Source organism: Citrobacter freundii complex sp. CFNIH2, from assembly GCF_002880615.1.
GTDB lineage: Bacteria > Pseudomonadota > Gammaproteobacteria > Enterobacterales > Enterobacteriaceae > Citrobacter_A > Citrobacter_A amalonaticus_F.
In genome coordinates, this window is record NZ_CP025757.1 from 1,579,021 (window position 1) to 1,597,174 (window position 18,154).

General features: G+C 53.9%; 15 protein-coding genes and 1 other RNA gene. 13 read left to right on the forward strand and 3 right to left on the reverse strand.

The window, feature by feature from the left end:
* Positions 1 to 11 precede the first annotated feature (11 nt).
* Positions 12 to 422, reverse strand: a complete 411-nt coding sequence (gene menI / locus WM46_RS07870; protein WP_102601934.1) for a 1,4-dihydroxy-2-naphthoyl-CoA hydrolase — start codon at positions 420 to 422, stop codon at positions 12 to 14.
* Positions 419 to 3,475, reverse strand: a complete 3,057-nt coding sequence (locus WM46_RS07875; protein ID WP_102601935.1) for an FAD-binding and (Fe-S)-binding domain-containing protein — start codon at positions 3,473 to 3,475, stop codon at positions 419 to 421. The genes menI and WM46_RS07875 overlap by 4 nt, the downstream gene beginning before the upstream one ends.
* A 205-nt stretch (positions 3,476 to 3,680) precedes the next feature.
* On the opposite strand from WM46_RS07875, the gene ydiK reads away from it, so the two are divergent.
* The 9 genes from ydiK to WM46_RS07920 all read left to right on the forward strand — a co-directional run bounded on the left by ydiK (position 3,681) and on the right by WM46_RS07920 (position 13,422).
* Complete coding sequence (gene ydiK / locus WM46_RS07880; protein ID WP_102601936.1) at positions 3,681 to 4,793, forward strand: AI-2E family transporter YdiK; 1,113 nt, start codon at positions 3,681 to 3,683, stop codon at positions 4,791 to 4,793.
* A gap of 186 nt (positions 4,794 to 4,979) precedes the next feature.
* An RNA gene (gene rprA / locus WM46_RS07885) (antisense sRNA RprA) lies at positions 4,980 to 5,087 on the forward strand.
* Between the two features lie 546 nt (positions 5,088 to 5,633).
* Positions 5,634 to 5,990, forward strand: coding sequence for a YdiL family protein (locus tag WM46_RS07890; protein ID WP_061078027.1), 357 nt, complete (start codon positions 5,634 to 5,636; stop codon positions 5,988 to 5,990).
* 129 nt (positions 5,991 to 6,119) lie between these two features.
* Positions 6,120 to 7,343, forward strand: a complete 1,224-nt coding sequence (locus tag WM46_RS07895) for an MFS transporter (protein ID WP_102601937.1) — start codon at positions 6,120 to 6,122, stop codon at positions 7,341 to 7,343.
* A 246-nt stretch (positions 7,344 to 7,589) separates the two neighbouring features.
* The gene (locus tag WM46_RS07900; RefSeq protein ID WP_102601938.1) at positions 7,590 to 8,834 is read left to right on the forward strand and encodes an MFS transporter; all 1,245 of its coding nucleotides are present in this window, start codon (positions 7,590 to 7,592) and stop codon (positions 8,832 to 8,834) included.
* A gap of 23 nt (positions 8,835 to 8,857) precedes the next feature.
* On the forward strand, positions 8,858 to 9,724 hold the full coding sequence (gene ydiB, locus WM46_RS07905; RefSeq protein ID WP_044328161.1) for a quinate/shikimate dehydrogenase: 867 nt from the start codon (positions 8,858 to 8,860) through the stop codon (positions 9,722 to 9,724).
* 33 nt (positions 9,725 to 9,757) lie between these two features.
* Positions 9,758 to 10,516: a type I 3-dehydroquinate dehydratase gene (aroD, locus tag WM46_RS07910; protein ID WP_102601939.1), complete on the forward strand. Its 759-nt coding sequence runs from the start codon at positions 9,758 to 9,760 to the stop codon at positions 10,514 to 10,516.
* A 145-nt stretch (positions 10,517 to 10,661) separates the two neighbouring features.
* Positions 10,662 to 12,257 carry an acyl CoA:acetate/3-ketoacid CoA transferase gene (locus WM46_RS07915; RefSeq protein WP_102601940.1) on the forward strand — a complete coding sequence of 532 codons (1,596 nt, stop codon included), beginning with the start codon at positions 10,662 to 10,664 and terminating at the stop codon, positions 12,255 to 12,257.
* Positions 12,258 to 12,270: 13 nt separating this feature from the next.
* Positions 12,271 to 13,422, forward strand: a complete 1,152-nt coding sequence (locus WM46_RS07920) for an acyl-CoA dehydrogenase (protein WP_061077346.1) — start codon at positions 12,271 to 12,273, stop codon at positions 13,420 to 13,422.
* Positions 13,423 to 13,493: 71 nt separating this feature from the next.
* Here the strand turns inward: WM46_RS07920 and WM46_RS07925 are convergent, their stop codons facing one another.
* Positions 13,494 to 14,384, reverse strand: coding sequence for an AraC family transcriptional regulator (locus tag WM46_RS07925; protein ID WP_061077345.1), 891 nt, complete (start codon positions 14,382 to 14,384; stop codon positions 13,494 to 13,496).
* Positions 14,385 to 14,712: 328 nt separating this feature from the next.
* Here WM46_RS07925 and WM46_RS07930 point away from each other — a divergent pair, with 328 nt between their 5' ends.
* From WM46_RS07930 to WM46_RS07945, 4 genes are read left to right on the forward strand one after another with little or no spacing between them, the layout of a single operon-like run.
* The gene (locus WM46_RS07930) at positions 14,713 to 15,480 is read left to right on the forward strand and encodes an electron transfer flavoprotein (protein WP_102601941.1); all 768 of its coding nucleotides are present in this window, start codon (positions 14,713 to 14,715) and stop codon (positions 15,478 to 15,480) included.
* Positions 15,481 to 15,500: 20 nt separating this feature from the next.
* Positions 15,501 to 16,436 (forward strand): electron transfer flavoprotein subunit alpha, encoded by a 936-nt coding sequence (locus tag WM46_RS07935; RefSeq protein ID WP_102601942.1) that lies wholly within the window; start codon positions 15,501 to 15,503, stop codon positions 16,434 to 16,436.
* 56 nt (positions 16,437 to 16,492) lie between these two features.
* Positions 16,493 to 17,782 carry an FAD-dependent oxidoreductase gene (locus WM46_RS07940; RefSeq protein ID WP_102601943.1) on the forward strand — a complete coding sequence of 430 codons (1,290 nt, stop codon included), beginning with the start codon at positions 16,493 to 16,495 and terminating at the stop codon, positions 17,780 to 17,782.
* Positions 17,779 to 18,072: a ferredoxin family protein gene (locus WM46_RS07945; RefSeq protein ID WP_043000861.1), complete on the forward strand. Its 294-nt coding sequence runs from the start codon at positions 17,779 to 17,781 to the stop codon at positions 18,070 to 18,072. Before WM46_RS07940 ends, WM46_RS07945 begins: the two co-directional genes overlap by 4 nt.
* Positions 18,073 to 18,154 lie beyond the last annotated feature (82 nt).

The following is an 18,154-nucleotide window of genomic DNA, read 5'->3' on the forward strand; positions in this document are numbered from 1 at the left end:
GTGTGACAACGTCACACGACCGCCGTGGTCAGCCTCGAAGTACAGCACAGTCGCTGCTGCTCATCGTAGATGTCGATCTGCCAGACCTGATGCCGGGAGCCGGTATGAATCGCCTTACAGATCCCCTTCACGCGCCCTTCCCGCGCAGAGCGAACATGGTTAGCGTTAACTTCCAGCCCCACCACTTTCTGCTCGCCCTGGGTGCACAGATAACCGGCAACAGAGCCGATACTTTCTGCAAGCACGACGGAAGCGCCGCCGTGCAGCAAACCGAACGGCTGCTTCGTGCGTCCGTCGACGGGCATTGACGCTTCAAGCGTATCGTAGCCGATATGCTCAAAGCGAATATCCAGCAGGCCGACCATATTGCCTTCGCCCATCGCATTGAGGGCGTCGAGGGTCACTTCACGTTTCCAGATCATCCAATAATCTCCAGTAATGCCTGTACAGGATGACGCACGCCCGTGCCTTCAACCCGTTTCACCTGACTGCGACAGGAATATCCCGTTGCAAGGCACCGGCTACGCGGCAGCCGCTCCATCGCCTGATGCCACGACAGTTCATAAATGCCCAGCGAACTCGCATGGTTCTTTGCCTCATGACCGTAAGTACCGGCCATGCCGCAGCAGCCCACGCTCACGTTTTCCAGCTTCGCGCCAAAACGGGCAAAGATCGACGCCCATTGCGCGGGCGCACCGGGCAACGCGGTCACTTCGGTACAGTGACCAAAGAAATACCAGGATTCGCCGCTGACGTCACACGGTTCCTGCGAAGCCAGCGCGGTGGCCAGCCACTCGTTGGCGAGCTGCACGTGGAAATCGCCGCGCGCGTCGCCTAACGCCAGCTTGTACTCATCGCGATAACAGAGCACCAGCGCCGGATCGACGCCGACCATCGGCATGCTCAGTTTTGCCACACGGTTCAAAAACTCAGAGGTTTTTTTAGCGGTCTTCGCAAAGCGGGTCAGGAATCCTTTGATGTGCTGCGCTTTACCGTTTGGCGAGAACGGCAACAGAACCGGCTGCATCCCCAGTTTTTCAACCAGACGGACGAAATCGGCCACCACCTGCGCGTCGTAATAGCTGGTGAACGGATCCTGCACCACCAGCACCGTATTGGCTTTCTGCGCATCCGACAGCGCTTCAAGCTGTTCCAGCGTCATGTTCGCCGAGCGATGCCCGACCATCTGTTGTTGCAGCGACGGCGCCGACAGCAACGGCAGATCGACCATGCCGATATGTTTTGCCGACAGCCTGCGCACCAGCGGCTGGTTAATAAAGAAGTTAAAGGTTTTCGGCGCCCGGGCCATTAACGGCGCATAGGTTTCAACCGTCGCCACCAGATGGTCACGCAGCGGACGCAGGTAGCGGGTATGGTAAAGCTGCAGGAAACGCGAGCGGAATTCCGGAACATCGATTTTGATCGGACACTGCGTCGAGCACGCCTTGCAGGCCAGACAGCCGGACATCGCCTCTTTTACTTCATGCGAGAAATCATACTCGCCCTTGTTGGCATGCCAGGTATTGCGGGTGCGTGAAATCAGCGAGCGCAGGCTGGGGCGTTTGCTCGCCAGCGCATTTTCCAGTCGTACCGGATCGACGCCGCGATCCGCCAGCAAACGTAACCATTCGCGCACCAGCGTCGCGCGCCCTTTGGGTGAGTGGATACGATTGAGGCTGATTTTCATCGACGGACACATCGGGCTCTTCGCATCGAAATTAAAGCACAAACCGTTGCCGTTACATTCCAGCGCTCCGCGCCAGGTCTGGCGCACGGCCAGCGGAATTTGCCGGTCCCAGGTACCGCGTTTGACCGCATCGACTTTCATCATCGGCGCATCAACGCCTTCCGGCGGACATATTTTCCCCGGATTCAGGCGGTTTTGCGGATCGAACGCCGCTTTAACCTTCCGCAGTTCCGCGAAAAGTTCATCACCGAAGAACGCCGGGCTGTACTCAGCGCGGAAACCTTTGCCGTGTTCCCCCCACAACAAACCGCCATACTTTGCCGTCAGCGCCACCACGTCATCGGAGATTTGCTTCATCAGCACTTCCTGCTGCGGGTCGCACATATCCAGCGCAGGACGCACATGCAGTACCCCGGCGTCAACGTGACCGAACATGCCGTAGCTCAGACCGTGACCATCAAGCAGGGCACGGAACTCCGCGATGTAATCAGCAAGATGTTCCGGCGGCACGCAGGTATCCTCGGCAAAGGGAATCGGTTTTGCCGCCCCTTTCGCATTCCCCAGCAGGCCCACCGCTTTTTTGCGCATGGCATAGATACGCTCAACGCCCGCCAGTTCAGTGCACAGCTGCCAGCCAATCACGCCCGCCTCTTCACGGGCAATCAGTTCATCAAGCCGCTCGCACAGGGAAGCCACCTGTCCGTCGATAACCGTTTCATCATCCCCGGCGAATTCGACAATGTTCAGGCCGAGCATCTCTTTGTCCGGGACATCGGTAATCAGTTCGCTCACCGAATGCCAGACGATGTCTTCACGTGCCAGGTTCAGCACTTTTGAATCCACCGTCTCCACCGACAGCGCGCGCGCCTCCACCATAAACGGCGCATTGCGCAGCGCAGAGTCAAAAGAGTCGTATTTTACGTTCACCAGTCGGCGCGCTTTCGGCAGCGGCGTAATGTCCAGTCGCGCTTCCGTAATGAACGCCAGCGTCCCTTCCGAGCCGGTGAGAATACGGGTCAGATCGAATTCGCTCATGTCATCGTTAAACACATGACGCAAATCGTAGCCCGTCAGGAAACGGTTCAGTTTGGGGAATTTATCAATAATTAACTGACGGTTATCGCGGCAGCGCTCCAACACAGTGCGATAGATGCGGCCAATCGCGGTGTTGCTCTGACCGAGCGTTTCCGCCAGTTCGACCGGCAGCGGCTGCGTGTCGAGAATATCGCCGCCCAACAGCACGGCCCGCACCCCCAGCACGTGATCGGATGTCTTCCCGTAGACCAGCGAACCCTGCCCGGAGGCGTCGGTATTTATCATCCCGCCCAGCGTTGCCCGGTTACTGGTAGACAATTCCGGGGCAAAAAAATAGCCATACGGCTTCAGATACTGATTCAGTTGATCTTTGATCACCCCCGCTTCCACCCGCACCCAGCCCTCTTCCGGGTTGATTTCAATGATGCGGCTCATATAGCGGGACATATCGACAATGATGCCCTGGTTGAGCGCCTGTCCGTTAGTGCCGGTACCGCCGCCACGCGGGGTGAAGATCAGCGAGATATAACGCGGTTGCGCCGCCAGGCGGGCAATGAGCGCCACATCAGCCGTTGAACGGGGAAAAACCACGGCATCGGGGAGAAGTTGATAGATACTGTTATCTGTCGACATTGTCAGACGATCGGCATAACTGGTTGCCGTATCGCCGGTAAATCCTTGTTGCTCCAGCTCTTGCAAAAAATTGAGCACCAGCTGAACGACGCCGGGTGCCTGAGAAATTTGTGGAATCATTATCGTGACCCTTTCCTGCGGTCTGTGTGTTGTGGGTGTTAATCGTTTGCTTATTGTTGTATCACATTTTTTTCTAATACACCCAACAGAAATACTGGCAGAATCCGCCTGTCAAAAACCGCTGAAATTGCTCATCATTATGAGACGTGTTTCGAGCGGTCGCGTCGCGTCAACGATCTGACGCACTACATAGGTGAAAGAGTTTATGGTCAATATTCGTCAGCCCAGGGATATCGCACAAGTGCTACTGTCGGTGCTGTTTTTAGCCATCATGATTGTGGCGTGTTTCTGGATTGTTCAACCTTTTATTCTGGGCTTTGCCTGGGCCGGAACGATCGTCATTGCGACCTGGCCCGTTCTACTGCGCCTGCAAAAATTACTCTGGGGCCGTCGTTCGCTGGCGGTACTGGTGATGACGCTTTTATTAGTACTGCTGTTTGTGATCCCGATTGCACTGCTGGTCAACAGTATTGTTGACGGTAGCGGACCGCTGATTCATGCCGTCACGGGCGGGGACATGACGTTGCCGGATCTGGCCTGGCTGAACAGTATTCCGCTGGTTGGCGCGAAACTCTACGCTGGCTGGCATAACCTGCTGGATATGGGCGGTACGGCGATCATGGCGAAGGTCCGTCCGTACATCGGCACCACGACCACTTGGTTTGTCGGTCAGGCGGCGCACATCGGTCGTTTCATGATGCACTGCGGCCTGATGCTGTTATTCAGCGCCCTGCTGTACTGGCGCGGTGAGACGGTAGCGCTGGGGATTCGCCATTTTGCTTACCGTCTGGCGGCAAAACGCGGCGATGCGGCGATGCTGCTGGCCGCACAGGCGATCCGCGCGGTGGCGCTGGGTGTGGTGGTGACCGCGCTGGTACAGGCCGTGCTGGGCGGCATCGGACTGGCGGTTTCCGGCGTTCCTTATGCCACGTTGCTCACCGTCATAATGATCCTCTCCTGCCTGGTACAACTGGGACCGCTGCCGGTTTTGATTCCGGCCATCATTTGGCTTTACTGGACCGGCGATACAACCTGGGGCAGCGTGTTGCTGGCGTGGAGTTGCGTGGTAGGCACGCTGGATAACGTGATTCGCCCGATGCTGATCCGTATGGGCGCAGATTTACCGCTGCTCCTGATCCTCTCCGGCGTCATTGGCGGCCTGATAGCATTTGGCATGATTGGTCTGTTCATCGGCCCGGTACTGCTGGCCGTTTCCTGGCGACTGTTCTCAGCCTGGGTCAACGAAGCGCCAGTGCCCACCAGTGAACCTGAAGAACTCCTCGAAGAGCTGAGTGAAATCGAAGCCTCGAAAAAATAGCGCAATAGCAGGCGACTCCGGTCGCCTGATTGATTAGCAAGACTAAACAATGGCGTCCCGCAACTAATCTGTACTCCTTGTCCCCGCTTCGCCATCCCTGATTTACATCGCATATTCTTTACGGCTTTTAAACTATTGAGACGAATCTGATCGACGCTAAAACGCCCCATACCCTACTATTAGGTCACGGTTATAGATCAAGACATTGATTTATAAGTATGGAAATCCCCTGAGTGAAACAACGAATTGCTGTGTGTAGTCTTTGCCCATCTCCCACGATGGGCTTTTTTTTTACCTGATTGCGCGGTTTTTACGCACGCCAGATGACGTCTTGTAGGTTACTGCGTCAATGGCGTGACCGCTCCAGCCCGTCACATCATCACCCCAACGGAATGGGAATAATCTTATGTGAAATAATACCTTGCCATCCCCCTTCTTCTGCACCGTATACCGGGTATAACGCACATTTATTCCGCCTTCTGCGAGACAACATTCCTCATGCTTAATGCCGTCAGGACGTTCCAATAAAATTGCAGCGAGGGTCTGGTTTAATAAGCGCTATTTACACTTTTATGATTACGCATTGAAACATGTCGCGGCATGAACGCTAGCCGATTACCCTTTGATTCACCACGAGTAACGCCAGTCAGAGACTGATGTTTTTTTATTCTTCTGCCAGAGGCAATATTTTTTGTCGGTGCGATATTTTTCCGTTATTTCCTTCATTCACATATTCATAACAAAGAATATTGCACAAGATATTGTGACTCTCTTCATGCCGAAACCGGGTTAATAGTGTTATTTATGCCTTATCGTTTTTTAATATGAGGTCATTCAATGATGAACGCTTATGAACTACAGGCATTACGTCATATTTTTGCAATGACCATTGAAGAGTGCGTGTTATGGATTGCGCCAGATTATAATGTCACCGACTGGCAGCGTTGGGAAAATGGCGAGAGTGAGCTACCTCCGGCCATTGTTGAAACGCTTCTGGAAATGCGCAGAAAAAGAAAATTACGCATCAATGCCATTATTGAGAAGATAAACAACCGCATTGGCAATAACACCATGCGTTTCTTTTCTGATTTAGCCGACTTCCAGTCAGTTTATCGTGACGGCAGTTTTCTTGACTGGAAAATTTATCAATCCGTTGCTGCCGAACTCTATGCCCACGACCTGGAACGATTGTGTTAGACCACGTATTTCCTGCCATTGGCGATTCATACTAAGAAACTTCAAATATACAGACTGATTGTACTTTTAAGGCACGGGGATTTAACCCGTACCAGGGAAAATCATTAGCAATTTCGCTGAGCAGGCATCATGAAAAATCACTATTTCCCCACCGCGATGGGGCTGTATCTCAATTACCTGGTGCATGGCATGGGAGTCATCCTGATGAGTCTCAACATGGCATCGCTCGAACAACAATGGCAGACAAATGCCGCTGGGGTGTCTGTCGTGATCTCCTCATTAGGTATCGGGCGCTTAAGCGTTCTGTTTTGCGCCGGATTATTATCCGACCGGTTTGGCCGCCGCCCCTTCATCATTCTGGGGATGCTTTGTTATGTGACGTTCTTTTTCGGTATTTTGACGACCCACAACATCATCATCGCTTATGCGTTTGGCGTCCTCGCGGGCATGGCGAACAGTTTCCTGGATGCCGGTACCTATCCCAGCCTGATGGAGGCCTTTCCCTCTTCGCCGAGCACCGCCAACATCCTGATTAAGGCTTTTGTCTCCGGCGGACAGTTTTTACTGCCCATCATCATCAGTCTGCTCGTCTGGGCAGAACTGTGGTTTGGCTGGTCATTTATCGTTGCCGCCGCAATCATGCTGATTAACGGTCTGTTTTTACTGCGCTGCTCCTTTCCGCCGCATCCTGGACGTCGCGCCGCGCCGGTCACACCGACACACGAACCGCGTCACCGCCCGGCGGAAAAACATCGCTGCGCATTTATCGACCTGGCCAGCTATACGCTGTACGGCTACATCTCGATGGCCACGTTTTATCTCATCAGCCAGTGGCTGGCACAGTACGGTCAGTTTGTCGCCGGGATGTCATATACCCTGTCAATCAAACTGCTGAGTATCTACACCTGTGGTTCGTTGCTTTGCGTCTTGATTACCGCCCCGCTGGTGCGCAAAACGGTGCGTTCAACCACCTTGCTGATGCTGTACACCTTCGTTTCGTTTGTCGCGCTGTTGACGGTGTGCCTGCATCCGACGGTGTATGTCGTGATTGTCTTTGCCTTTGTGATCGGCTTTTCGTCTGCCGGAGGCGTGGTACAGATAGGTCTGACCCTGATGGCCGCCCGTTTTCCGCATGCCAAAGGAAAAGCCACCGGCATTTATTACAGTGCGGGCAGCATCGCTACCTTCACGATCCCCCTGGTCACGGCCCATCTCTCACAAAGGAGCATCGCCGATATTATGTGGTTCGACACCGGTATTGCCGCCGTGGGTTTCTTGTTGGCGCTGTTTATTGGCTATCGCAGCCGTCTCGAAACAAAACGCCAGTTGATGATATCACCCGTGGCGGAATAAGGCTGAATCCGCCGAATGCAATATTGTTATCGCTGACTGCAATATAGTTTGTATAACGCCAATAACAGCAACAAAACGTCACAGGAGTCGTGGGCTTTCACACTTTCGTCTGCAATATACCTGGTAACGAAAACGTCATGTTATGTAGTTCATGCCGTTTCACCTCCGTATATTAATAGAAAATCGCCGGATATAAAAACGCCGGCGACAGCAGAATTAAATTAACCGGCAAGGAGCTTTGAAAAAATGTCACAGAATAAGGCTTTCAGCGCGCCATTTTTCCTGGCGGTCATCTGTATTTATCTCAGCTATTTTCTCCACGGTATTAGCGTCATTACGCTGGCGCAAAATATGACTTCACTCGCCGCGAAGTTTGCTACCGAGAGCGCAGGGATCGCCTATTTAATTTCCGGTATCGGACTCGGTCGTCTGGTGAGTATTCTGTTTTTTGGCGTCCTGTCGGATAAATTCGGTCGTCGGGCGATCATTCTGTTGGGCGCCGCGTTATATATCCTCTTTTTCTTCGGCATCCCTGCCAGTCCCAACCTGATGGTGGCCTTTGTACTCGCCGTCTGCGTTGGCGTGGCGAACTCTGCGCTTGATACCGGAGGCTACCCGGCGCTGATGGAATGTTTCCCGAAAGCGTCAGGTTCTGCGGTGATCCTGGTTAAGGCAATGGTCTCCTTCGGACAGATGCTCTATCCGATGCTGGTCGGCTATATGCTGCTCAACAATATCTGGTACGGCTATGGCGTGATCATTCCTGGCATTTTATTTGTGCTGATCACCCTGATGCTGCTGCGCAGTAAATTCCCCGGTCAGTTGGTGGATGCCAGCGTCGCAAAAGAGTTGCCGCAGATGAACAGCAAACCGCTGGTCTGGCTGGAAGGCGTGGCTTCCGTCATGTTTGGCGTGGCGGCATTTTCCACCTTCTACGTTATCGTGGTCTGGATGCCGAAATACGCCATGGCCTTCGCCGGAATGGAAGAAGCGGATGCACTGAAAACCATCACGTATTACAGCCTGGGTTCGCTGGTCTGCGTCTTTATCTTTGCCGCACTGCTGAAAAAAATGGTTCGCCCTATCTGGGCTAACGTCTTTAATGCCGGACTGGCCACCGTTACCGCTGCCGTCATTTATCTCTGGCCGTCACCGCTGGTGTGTAACGCGGGCGCGTTTGTGATTGGCTTCTCCGCCGCGGGCGGGATTTTACAACTGGGCGTGTCGGTGATGTCGGAATTCTTTCCGAAGAGCAAAGCCAAAGTCACCAGCGTTTATATGATGATGGGCGGCCTCGCGAATTTTGTTATTCCGCTGATTACCGGCTACCTCTCCACCATCGGCCTGCAATACATCATTTTACTGGATTTCGCTTTTGCCCTGCTGGCCTTTATCACCGGCATTATCGTTTTTGTTCGCTATTACCGGGTCTTCAATATTCCACAAAACGATATCCGTCTGGGTGAACGTTATTTTTCAACAAAAAGTTAAGCGACAATTTAAGGAGTCATGTTATGGATGTAACCGCGAAATATGAACTGATCGGCTTAATGGCTTATCCCATCAGACACAGTTTGTCGCCTGAAATGCAAAATAAGGCGCTGGAGAAGGCCGGATTACCGTTTACCTATATGGCCTTTGAGGTCGACAACAGCACCTTCGCTGGTGCTATCGAGGGGCTGAAAGCGTTAAAAATGCGCGGGACTGGCGTATCGATGCCCAATAAACAACTGGCCTGTGAGTTTGTTGATGAACTGACCCCGGCGGCGAAACTGGTTGGTGCCATTAATACCATCGTCAATGATGACGGCTACCTGCGCGGTTACAATACCGACGGCACCGGTCACATTCGCGCAATTAAAGAGAGTGGTTTCGATATCAAGGGTAAAACCATGGTATTACTGGGTGCGGGTGGCGCCTCCACGGCCATCGGTGCGCAGGCAGCCATTGAGGGGATCAAAGCGATTAAACTCTTTAACCGCAATGATGAATTTTTCCAGAAAGCGCTGGACTTCGCTAAGCGGGTGAATGAAAACACCGACTGTGTGGTGACGGTGACTGACCTTGCTGACCAGCAGGCCTTCGCTGATGCGCTGGCGACGGCGGATATTCTGACCAACGGTACCAAAGTCGGTATGAAGCCGCTGGAAAATGAATCCATCGTCAGCGACGTGAGCCTGCTGCGTCCGGAACTGCTGGTCACCGAATGCGTCTACAACCCGCATATGACGAAGCTACTGCAGCAGGCGCAACAGGCCGGTTGCAAAACCATTGATGGTTACGGCATGTTGTTGTGGCAAGGCGCTGAACAGTTCAAACTGTGGACCGGCAAAGATTTCCCGCTGGAATATGTAAAACAGGTGATGGGGTTTGCGGCCTGACGGCCAGGAACTAAGACTGATAAAAGGTATTAAATGAAAACCGTAACCGTAAAAAACCTCGTGATTGGCGAAGGGGCTCCAAAAATAATCGTCTCGCTGATGGGCAAAGATATCACCAGCGTCCGCGCAGAAGCGCAGGCTTATCGCGACGCGGATTTCGACATTCTGGAATGGCGCGTTGACCATTTCGCCGATGTCGCCTCTGCCGATGCCGTACTGGAGGCTGTCCGCGCGATCCGCGCTGAAATGCCCCAGACTCCCCTGCTGTTTACGTTCCGCAGCGCGAATGAAGGGGGCGAACAGGCCATTTCAACCGACGCTTATCTCGCGCTGAATCGCGCTGCGATCGACAGCGGTCTGGTGGATATGATCGATCTCGAACTGTTTACCGGTGATGAGCAGGTCAAGGCGACGGTGGACTATGCGCACAGTAAAAACGTCAGCGTGATCATGTCCAACCATGATTTCCACAAGACGCCGGCAGAAGAAGAGATCGTTGCGCGGCTGCGCAAAATGCAAGAACTGGGTGCCGATATTCCGAAGATCGCCCTGATGCCGCAGAGCCGTACCGATGTTCTGACGCTGCTTTCCGCCACGCTGAAAATGCAGGAACAGTACGCTGACCGTCCGGTGATCACCATGTCGATGTCGAAAACCGGTGTGATTTCGCGCCTGGCGGGTGAAGTCTTCGGCTCTGCGGCGACGTTTGGCGCGGTTAAAAAGGCTTCGGCGCCCGGACAAATATCCGTGAGCGACCTGCGTACGGTATTAACGATATTACATCAGGCGTAATACGCGAAAATAAAGGCGGGAAGGATTCCCTCCCGCCAGTAAATATAAATTTTATTCCACAGTGAATATTCCACATGAATATTCAGCGGAGGCCTGCGCCTGAACACAGCGGCGTCGGGTTTCTGTCGGGTATCCAGGAGTTAATATGAAACCTGAAAGACCACCACGCGTTAATGGTCGCGTGCCTGTGCTCTCGGCCCAGGACGCGGTGAATTATATTAAAGATGAAGATGTACTGTGTATATTAGGCGCAGGTGGCGGCATTCTGGAAGCCACCACCTTAATTACCGCTTTAGCCGATAAATATAAACAAACGCAAACACCGCGGAATTTATCGATTATCAGTCCGACGGGGCTGGGCGATCGCGCCGATCGCGGAATCAGCCCGCTGGCCCAGGAAGGTCTGGTGAAATGGGCCCTGTGCGGACACTGGGGACAGTCGCCGCGTATTTCGGATTTAGCGGAACAGAATAAGATTGCCGCCTATAACTATCCGCAAGGGGTGCTGACCCAGGCTTTACGCGCGTCTGCCGCCCACCAGCCGGGGATCCTCAGCGATATCGGGATTGGCACCTTCGTCGACCCGCGTCAACAGGGTGGCAAGCTCAATGAGGTCACCAAAGAAGACCTCATCAAGCTGGTAGAGATTGATAACAAAGAATATCTCTACTACAAAGCGATTGCGCCTACCGTCGCGTTTATCCGCGCCACCACCTGCGACAGCGAAGGCTATGCCTCGTTTGAAGATGAGGTGATGTACCTCGACGCGCTGGTGCTGGCTCAGGCGGTGCACAACCACGGCGGCATCGTGATGATGCAGGTGCAGAAGATGGTCAAGAAAGCCACGCTGCATCCTAAATCCGTACGCATCCCCGGCTATCTGGTGGATATCGTGGTGGTCGACCCTGATCAGACGCAACTGTACGGTGGCGCGCCGGTGAACCGTTTTATCTCAGGCGATTTCACCCTCGACGACAGCACCCAGCTCTCCCTGCCCCTCAACCAACGTAAACTGGTCGCCCGCCGCGCCCTGTTTGAGATGCGTAAAGGCGCGGTCGGTAACGTCGGCGTCGGTATCGCGGATGGCATTGGTCTGGTGGCCCGTGAGGAAGGCTGTGCGGATGACTTTGTACTGACCGTTGAAACCGGCCCCGTTGGTGGGATCACCTCCCAGGGCGTCGCCTTCGGTGCGAACGTCAACACTCGCGCCATTCTTGACATGACCTCACAGTTTGACTTCTACCATGGCGGTGGACTGGACGTCTGCTATCTGAGCTTTGCGGAGGTTGACCGCCACGGCAACGTCGGGGTGCATAAATTCAACGGCAAAATCATGGGGACTGGTGGTTTTATCGATATTAGCGCCACCTCAAAGAAAATTGTTTTCTGCGGCACGCTAACCGCCGGCAGTCTGAAAACAGAAGTGGCCGACGGTAAATTAACCATCGTCCAGGAAGGCCGGGTGAATAAATTCATCAGCGAACTGCCGGAAATTACCTTCAGCGGAAAGATCGCCCTTGAGCGCGGCCTGGACGTGCGCTACATCACCGAGCGCGCGGTATTTACGCTAAAAGAGGACGGTCTGCATCTTATTGAGATTGCCCCTGGAGTGGATCTGGAACGCGATATTCTGGCCAAAATGGATTTCGCACCGGTTATTTCGCCAGACCTGAAGCTGATGGATGAAAGATTATTTATCGACGCCACCATGGGTTTTGAACTGCCGGAAGCGGCGAATTAAAAGGAGTACGATGATGGACTTTTCTTTAACCGAAGAGCAAGAGCTGCTGCTTGCCAGTATCCGGGAACTGATCACCAGCAATTTTCCGGAAGAGTATTTCCGTACCTGCGATCAGACGGCGACCTACCCCAGAGAGTTTATGCGCGCACTGGCGGACAACGGGATTTCCATGCTGGGCGTACCGGAAGAGTTCGGCGGTATTCCGGCAGACTATGTCACCCAAATGCTGGCCCTGATGGAAGTGTCAAAATGCGGCGCACCCGCCTTTCTGATCACCAACGGTCAGTGTATTCACAGCATGCGCCGTTTCGGCTCGCCAGAACAACTGCGGAAAACGGCAGAAAGCACGCTGGAGACCGGCGATCCGGCCTATGCCCTGGCGTTAACCGAGCCAGGTGCGGGTTCTGACAACAACAGCGCCACCACCAGCTACACGCGCAAAGACGGTAAGGTGTACCTGAACGGCCAGAAGACGTTTATTACCGGCGCCAAAGAGTATCCGTACATGCTGGTGCTGGCGCGCGATCCGGAACCGAAAGATCCGAAGAAAGCCTTTACCCTCTGGTGGGTGGAGTCCAACAAACCAGGCATCAAAATCAACCCGCTGCACAAAATCGGCTGGCATATGCTCAGCACCTGCGAAGTCTATCTCGATAACGTTGAGGTGGATGAAAGCGACATGGTGGGCGAAGAAGGCATGGGCTTTCTCAACGTGATGTACAACTTTGAGATGGAACGTCTGATCAACGCCGCGCGCAGTACTGGCTTCGCCGAATGCGCCTTTGAGGATGCCGCACGTTATGCCAACCAGCGCATTGCGTTTGGCAAGCCGATTGGACACAACCAGATGATCCAGGAAAAACTGGCGCTGATGGCAATCAAAGTCGACAACATGCGCAATATGGTGCTGAAGGTGGCGTGGCAGGCCGATCGGGAGCAGTCACTGCGTACCAGCGCCGCGCTGGCGAAACTGTACTGCGCCCGGACCGCGATGGAAGTGATTGACGATGCGATTCAGATTATGGGCGGGCTGGGTTATACCGACGAAGCGCGTGTCTCCCGATTCTGGCGCGATGTCCGTTGTGAACGGATTGGCGGCGGAACGGATGAGATCATGATTTATGTCGCAGGTCGGCAGATCCTGAAGGATTATCAGAACAAGTAAGCGACAGGCCGGATGCGGTGCTTGCACCGCTATCCGGCAATTCATGCGCTTACCGATGATGAAACATACACTCAGGCGTCGGACAACAGACAGGCCTGCTCTGCCAGGCTATTTTTAAACTGTTTACGATAATCACCTGGCGAACAGCCGACGTGGCGCAAAAACAGCTTCGCGAAGTGGTCGACGTTCTCGTACCCCACACGCCAGGAAATTTCAGCCTGTGAATAATCGGTATTGGTTAAGGCAAATTTTGCTTCGGTCATCCGCCGCTGAATCACATAATTGATCGGTGAAATATGGTACTCGCGGGTAAATTCGTGGCAAATATAGCTGACGCTGGCACGAAATTTTTTTGATAACTGCTCAAGCGTAATTTTCTCCCGATAATTATTATTGAGATAGACCAGAATATCTTTAATCAGAACATCTTTTTTAATATGCCCTTGTTCCGAACGATACGCATTTTTAAAGTTCTCAAAGAAGAGCACCGTCAACGCATAGGCAAACGCATCACAGACGGACGACGTCAGTCCATTTTTACTTTGTGGCAGCATCTCCCCGAGCTCATTAAAAATGCTTTTGATGACTTCTTTTCCCTGGCCGACGGCAACCACCGGACAGGAGTGCGATTGCAGCAGTTGGTTTTCCTCCCAGCCCTGAAAACGAAAGCCATACAGCGCGCAGGTGTAGGTGGTGGCCGGCGCGTTCACATCCGATGTCACGGCGTGTAACCGCCCCCGCTCCACCACGACAATATCATCTTCGTGAGCCACATAAAGGGAAGAGTCGATAGTTAATCTGACGATGCCTTTTTTGACATAAATCAGCTCGGTCTCATTGTCATGAACATGATGACCGGACTCCCAGCGGGGATCATCACTAATGACAAATCGGGAAAATCGCGGGGTCTTGCCCTGGTCAAAAAGGCTTTCCATGGCATTATCAAAGCAGCGTTGATACATGACAACCTCCACAAGCAGAAATTCATCCTGAACAATATAATGAGGATAAAATAAAGCGAGTACGGCGGTTATACAACTGTATTTAGTAAGGGCAAAACAAGATTATTTCCCTCACCTGCAAGATAGTACGTTTAATTTTCTCAAATGATTTTCTACTCATTTCTTTTGCACGAGCGATCCCACTTTTTTTGCAAGATACCTGGTAACGAAAACAGATTGCTCCGTCGATAAAAAGCCACCGTCTGTCGCACACTATTTCCAGTCAATTTTCACTTTCCGCCGGGGTGGCCTGATGGTCACTGTCGGTATGCGACTCACAGGAGATGCCATGAAAATAATAACCTGCTTTAAGCTGGTGCCTGAAGAACAGGACATTGTTGTTACGCCCGAACAAGCGCTTAGCTTTGACAATGCAGACGCCAAAATCAGCCAGTTCGATCTCAACGCCATTGAGGCCGCGACGCAGCTGGCCACCGAGGCAGAGGATGAGATCGCTGCGCTGACGGTGGGCGGCTTATTATTGCAGAACTCGAAAGTGCGTAAGGATGTGCTCTCCCGCGGGCCACACGCACTGTACCTGATGCAGGATGCGCAGCTGGAACACGCGCTGCCAAAAGACACCGCGCAGGCCATTGCCGCCACGGTGGAAAAAATCGGATTCGATCTGCTCCTGTTTGGCGAAGGGTCTGGCGACCTTTATGCGCAGCAGGTGGGTTTACTGGTCGGTGAGATCCTGCAACTGCCAACCCTTAACGCCGTCAGCAGCCTCCAGCGTCAGGGCGATAAGCTGCTTGTGGAGCGTACGCTGGAAGAGGACGTTGAGGTGATAGAGCTGTCACTTCCGGCCGTTATTTGTGTGACATCAGATATTAACGCGCCACGCATCCCTTCAATGAAAGCCATTCTTGGCGCCGGGAAAAAAACCGTTCACACATGGCAGGCAAGCGACATCGGCTGGCGCCAGGGCGAGCTGCGAGCAGAACTGGTTGCCATTACTGTGCCGCCGCAAACGGCGCGTAAGCACATCATTCTGGATAACGATTCGCCGGAAGCCATCGCCGAACTGGCTGAACACCTGAAAAAAGCCCTGAACTGAGCCCAACGGAGAACACAATCATGAGTCAATTAACCCACGTCTGGGTATTTAGCGATAACGTTGAACGCTACGCAGAGCTGATGGCTGGCGCACGTCAGTGGGGTCAGCAGGTCTATGCCATTGTTCAGGGTTCTGAGCAGGCGGCGCATGTTAAGCCGCTCGGCGCTGACGGCATCGTCGTACTGGATAAAACCTCCGACCTGCAGCGAATCGAAAATTACGCCGAAACGCTGGCCGCGCAGATCCGGGAAAAAGGCAACGGTCTGCTGCTGATGGCAGCAACCAAACGCTGCAAAGCGCTGGGCGCGCGTCTGAGTATTCAACTGGATGCGGCCATGGTTAACGATGCGACGGCGGTGAGTGTCGAAGAGAACGCACTGTTTGCCGAGCATCGTATGTACGGCGGCCTGGCGTTTGGCAAAGAAAAACTGAACAGCCCGCTGGCCATTATCACCCTCGCGCCTGGCGTACTGGAGCCGATCGCAGCGGATCCCGCGCATGACTGCCCGGTGGTTACCGCCGGGTGGGTGGCCCCGCGCCAGGAGATCCTGTGTCAGGAACGTCGCGCCAAATCGCTCAGCAGCGTTGATTTGAGCAAAGCAAAACGCGTGGTCGGCGTAGGGCGCGGCCTAGCGGCGCAGGACGACCTGAACATGGTGCGCGAACTGGCCGCCGTACTCGGCGCGGAAGTAGGCTGTTCACGCCCTATCGCCGAAGGGGAAAACTGGATGGAGCGCGAGCGCTATATCGGCGTTTCCGGCGTGCTGCTGAAATCCGAACTGTATCTGACGCTGGGTATTTCCGGGCAGATCCAGCATATGGTTGGCGGCAACGGCGCCAAAGTGATTGTCGCCGTGAACAAAGATAAAAACGCGCCAATCTTTAACTATGCCGATTACGGACTGGTGGGCGATATCTACAAAGTGGTCCCTGCCCTGATCGCGCAGTTGCGCTGACTCTCACCTTGACCCACATCTCCCGCTGTGCAAACGGCGGGAAGGGAGCTTTAAGCATGTCGGATGAAAAATTTGATGCCATCGTCGTCGGTGCTGGCGTAGCGGGAACGGTGGCGGCGTACATCATGGCAAAAGCCGGACTCGACGTTCTGGTCATCGAGCGCGGTAACAGCGCGGGCAGTAAAAATATGACCGGAGGTCGCCTCTACGCCCATGTGATTGAGCGCATTATGCCCGGATTTGGCGAGAAGGCGCCCATTGAACGCAAAGTCACCCGCGAGAAAATCTCGTTTATGACGGAAGAAAGCGCGATCACTCTGGATTACCATCGCGAACAGCCGGATGTCCCGGCTCAGGCATCGTACAGCGTGTTGCGCAACCGTCTCGATCCGTGGCTGATGGAGCAAGCCGAAGAGGCTGGCGCGCAGTTTATCCCCTGCGTGCGCGTGGACGCGCTGATTCGTGAAGGCAACCAGGTGACAGGCGTACAGGCTGGCGACGATATTCTCGAAGCCAACGTGGTGATCCTCGCTGATGGCGTCAATTCAATGTTGGGTCGTTCGCTGGGAATGGTCCCTGCTTCATCGGCGCACCATTACGCCGTCGGTGTGAAAGAGTTGATTGGCCTCTCCCCGGAGCAAATCAACGATCGCTTTAACTTGTCCGGTAATGAAGGCGCAGCCTGGCTGTTCGCCGGTTCGCCATCAAACGGCCTGATGGGCGGCGGGTTCCTCTATACCAATCGTGACTCCGTTTCCCTCGGTCTGGTATGCGGACTGGGCGACATGGCCCATGCGCAGAAAAGCGTACCGCAGATGCTGGAAGATTTTAAACAGCACCCTGCCGTTCGCCCGTTGATTCAGGGCGGCAAATTGCTGGAGTACTCGGCGCATATGGTGCCGGAAGGCGGACTGGCGATGGTGCCGGAGCTGGTGGGCGACGGTGTGATGATTGTCGGTGACGCGGCGGGCTTTTGTCTGAACCTCGGTTTTACAGTGCGCGGAATGGATTTAGCCATCGCCTCTGCCGAAGCGGCGGCACACGCTGCGATTGTGGCCAAAGAGCGCAAGGACTTCTCTGCCCGCACGCTGGCGGAATACAAACGCGAGCTGGAGAAAGGGTGCGTGATGCGAGATATGCAGCATTTCCGCAAGATCCCGGTGCTGATGGAGAATCCGCGCTTGTTCACCCAGTACCCGCGAATGGTGGCGGACATCATGAATGACATGTTCACCATTGATGGCAGCCCGAATCAGCCGATGCGCAAGATGATCCTGTCGCATGCAAAACAGGTCGGGCTGATGAATCTGCTGAAAGATGGCATTAAGGGAGTCACGGCACTATGAGCCAGGAAAATCGCGTTAACGTCGACGTCAAACTTGGCGTCAATAAATTCCATGTCGATGAAGGCCATCCGCACATCATTCTGGCGGCGAACCCGGACAGCAAAGAGTTTCAAAAATTGCTGAACGCCTGCCCCGCCGGACTCTATAAGCAGGATGAGGCCGGTACGATCCACTTTGATTCCGCGGGCTGTCTGGAGTGCGGAACCTGCCGGGTGCTGTGTGGTGAGACGATCCTCGAAAAATGGGAGTACCCCGCAGGCACGTTTGGCGTGGATTTCCGCTACGGCTGATACGACGGATGGACACAAATGCCGGAGAGTGACGCCTGGCGTCTTATCCGGTATGCAATCCCCTCACTACCCACTTGATTTA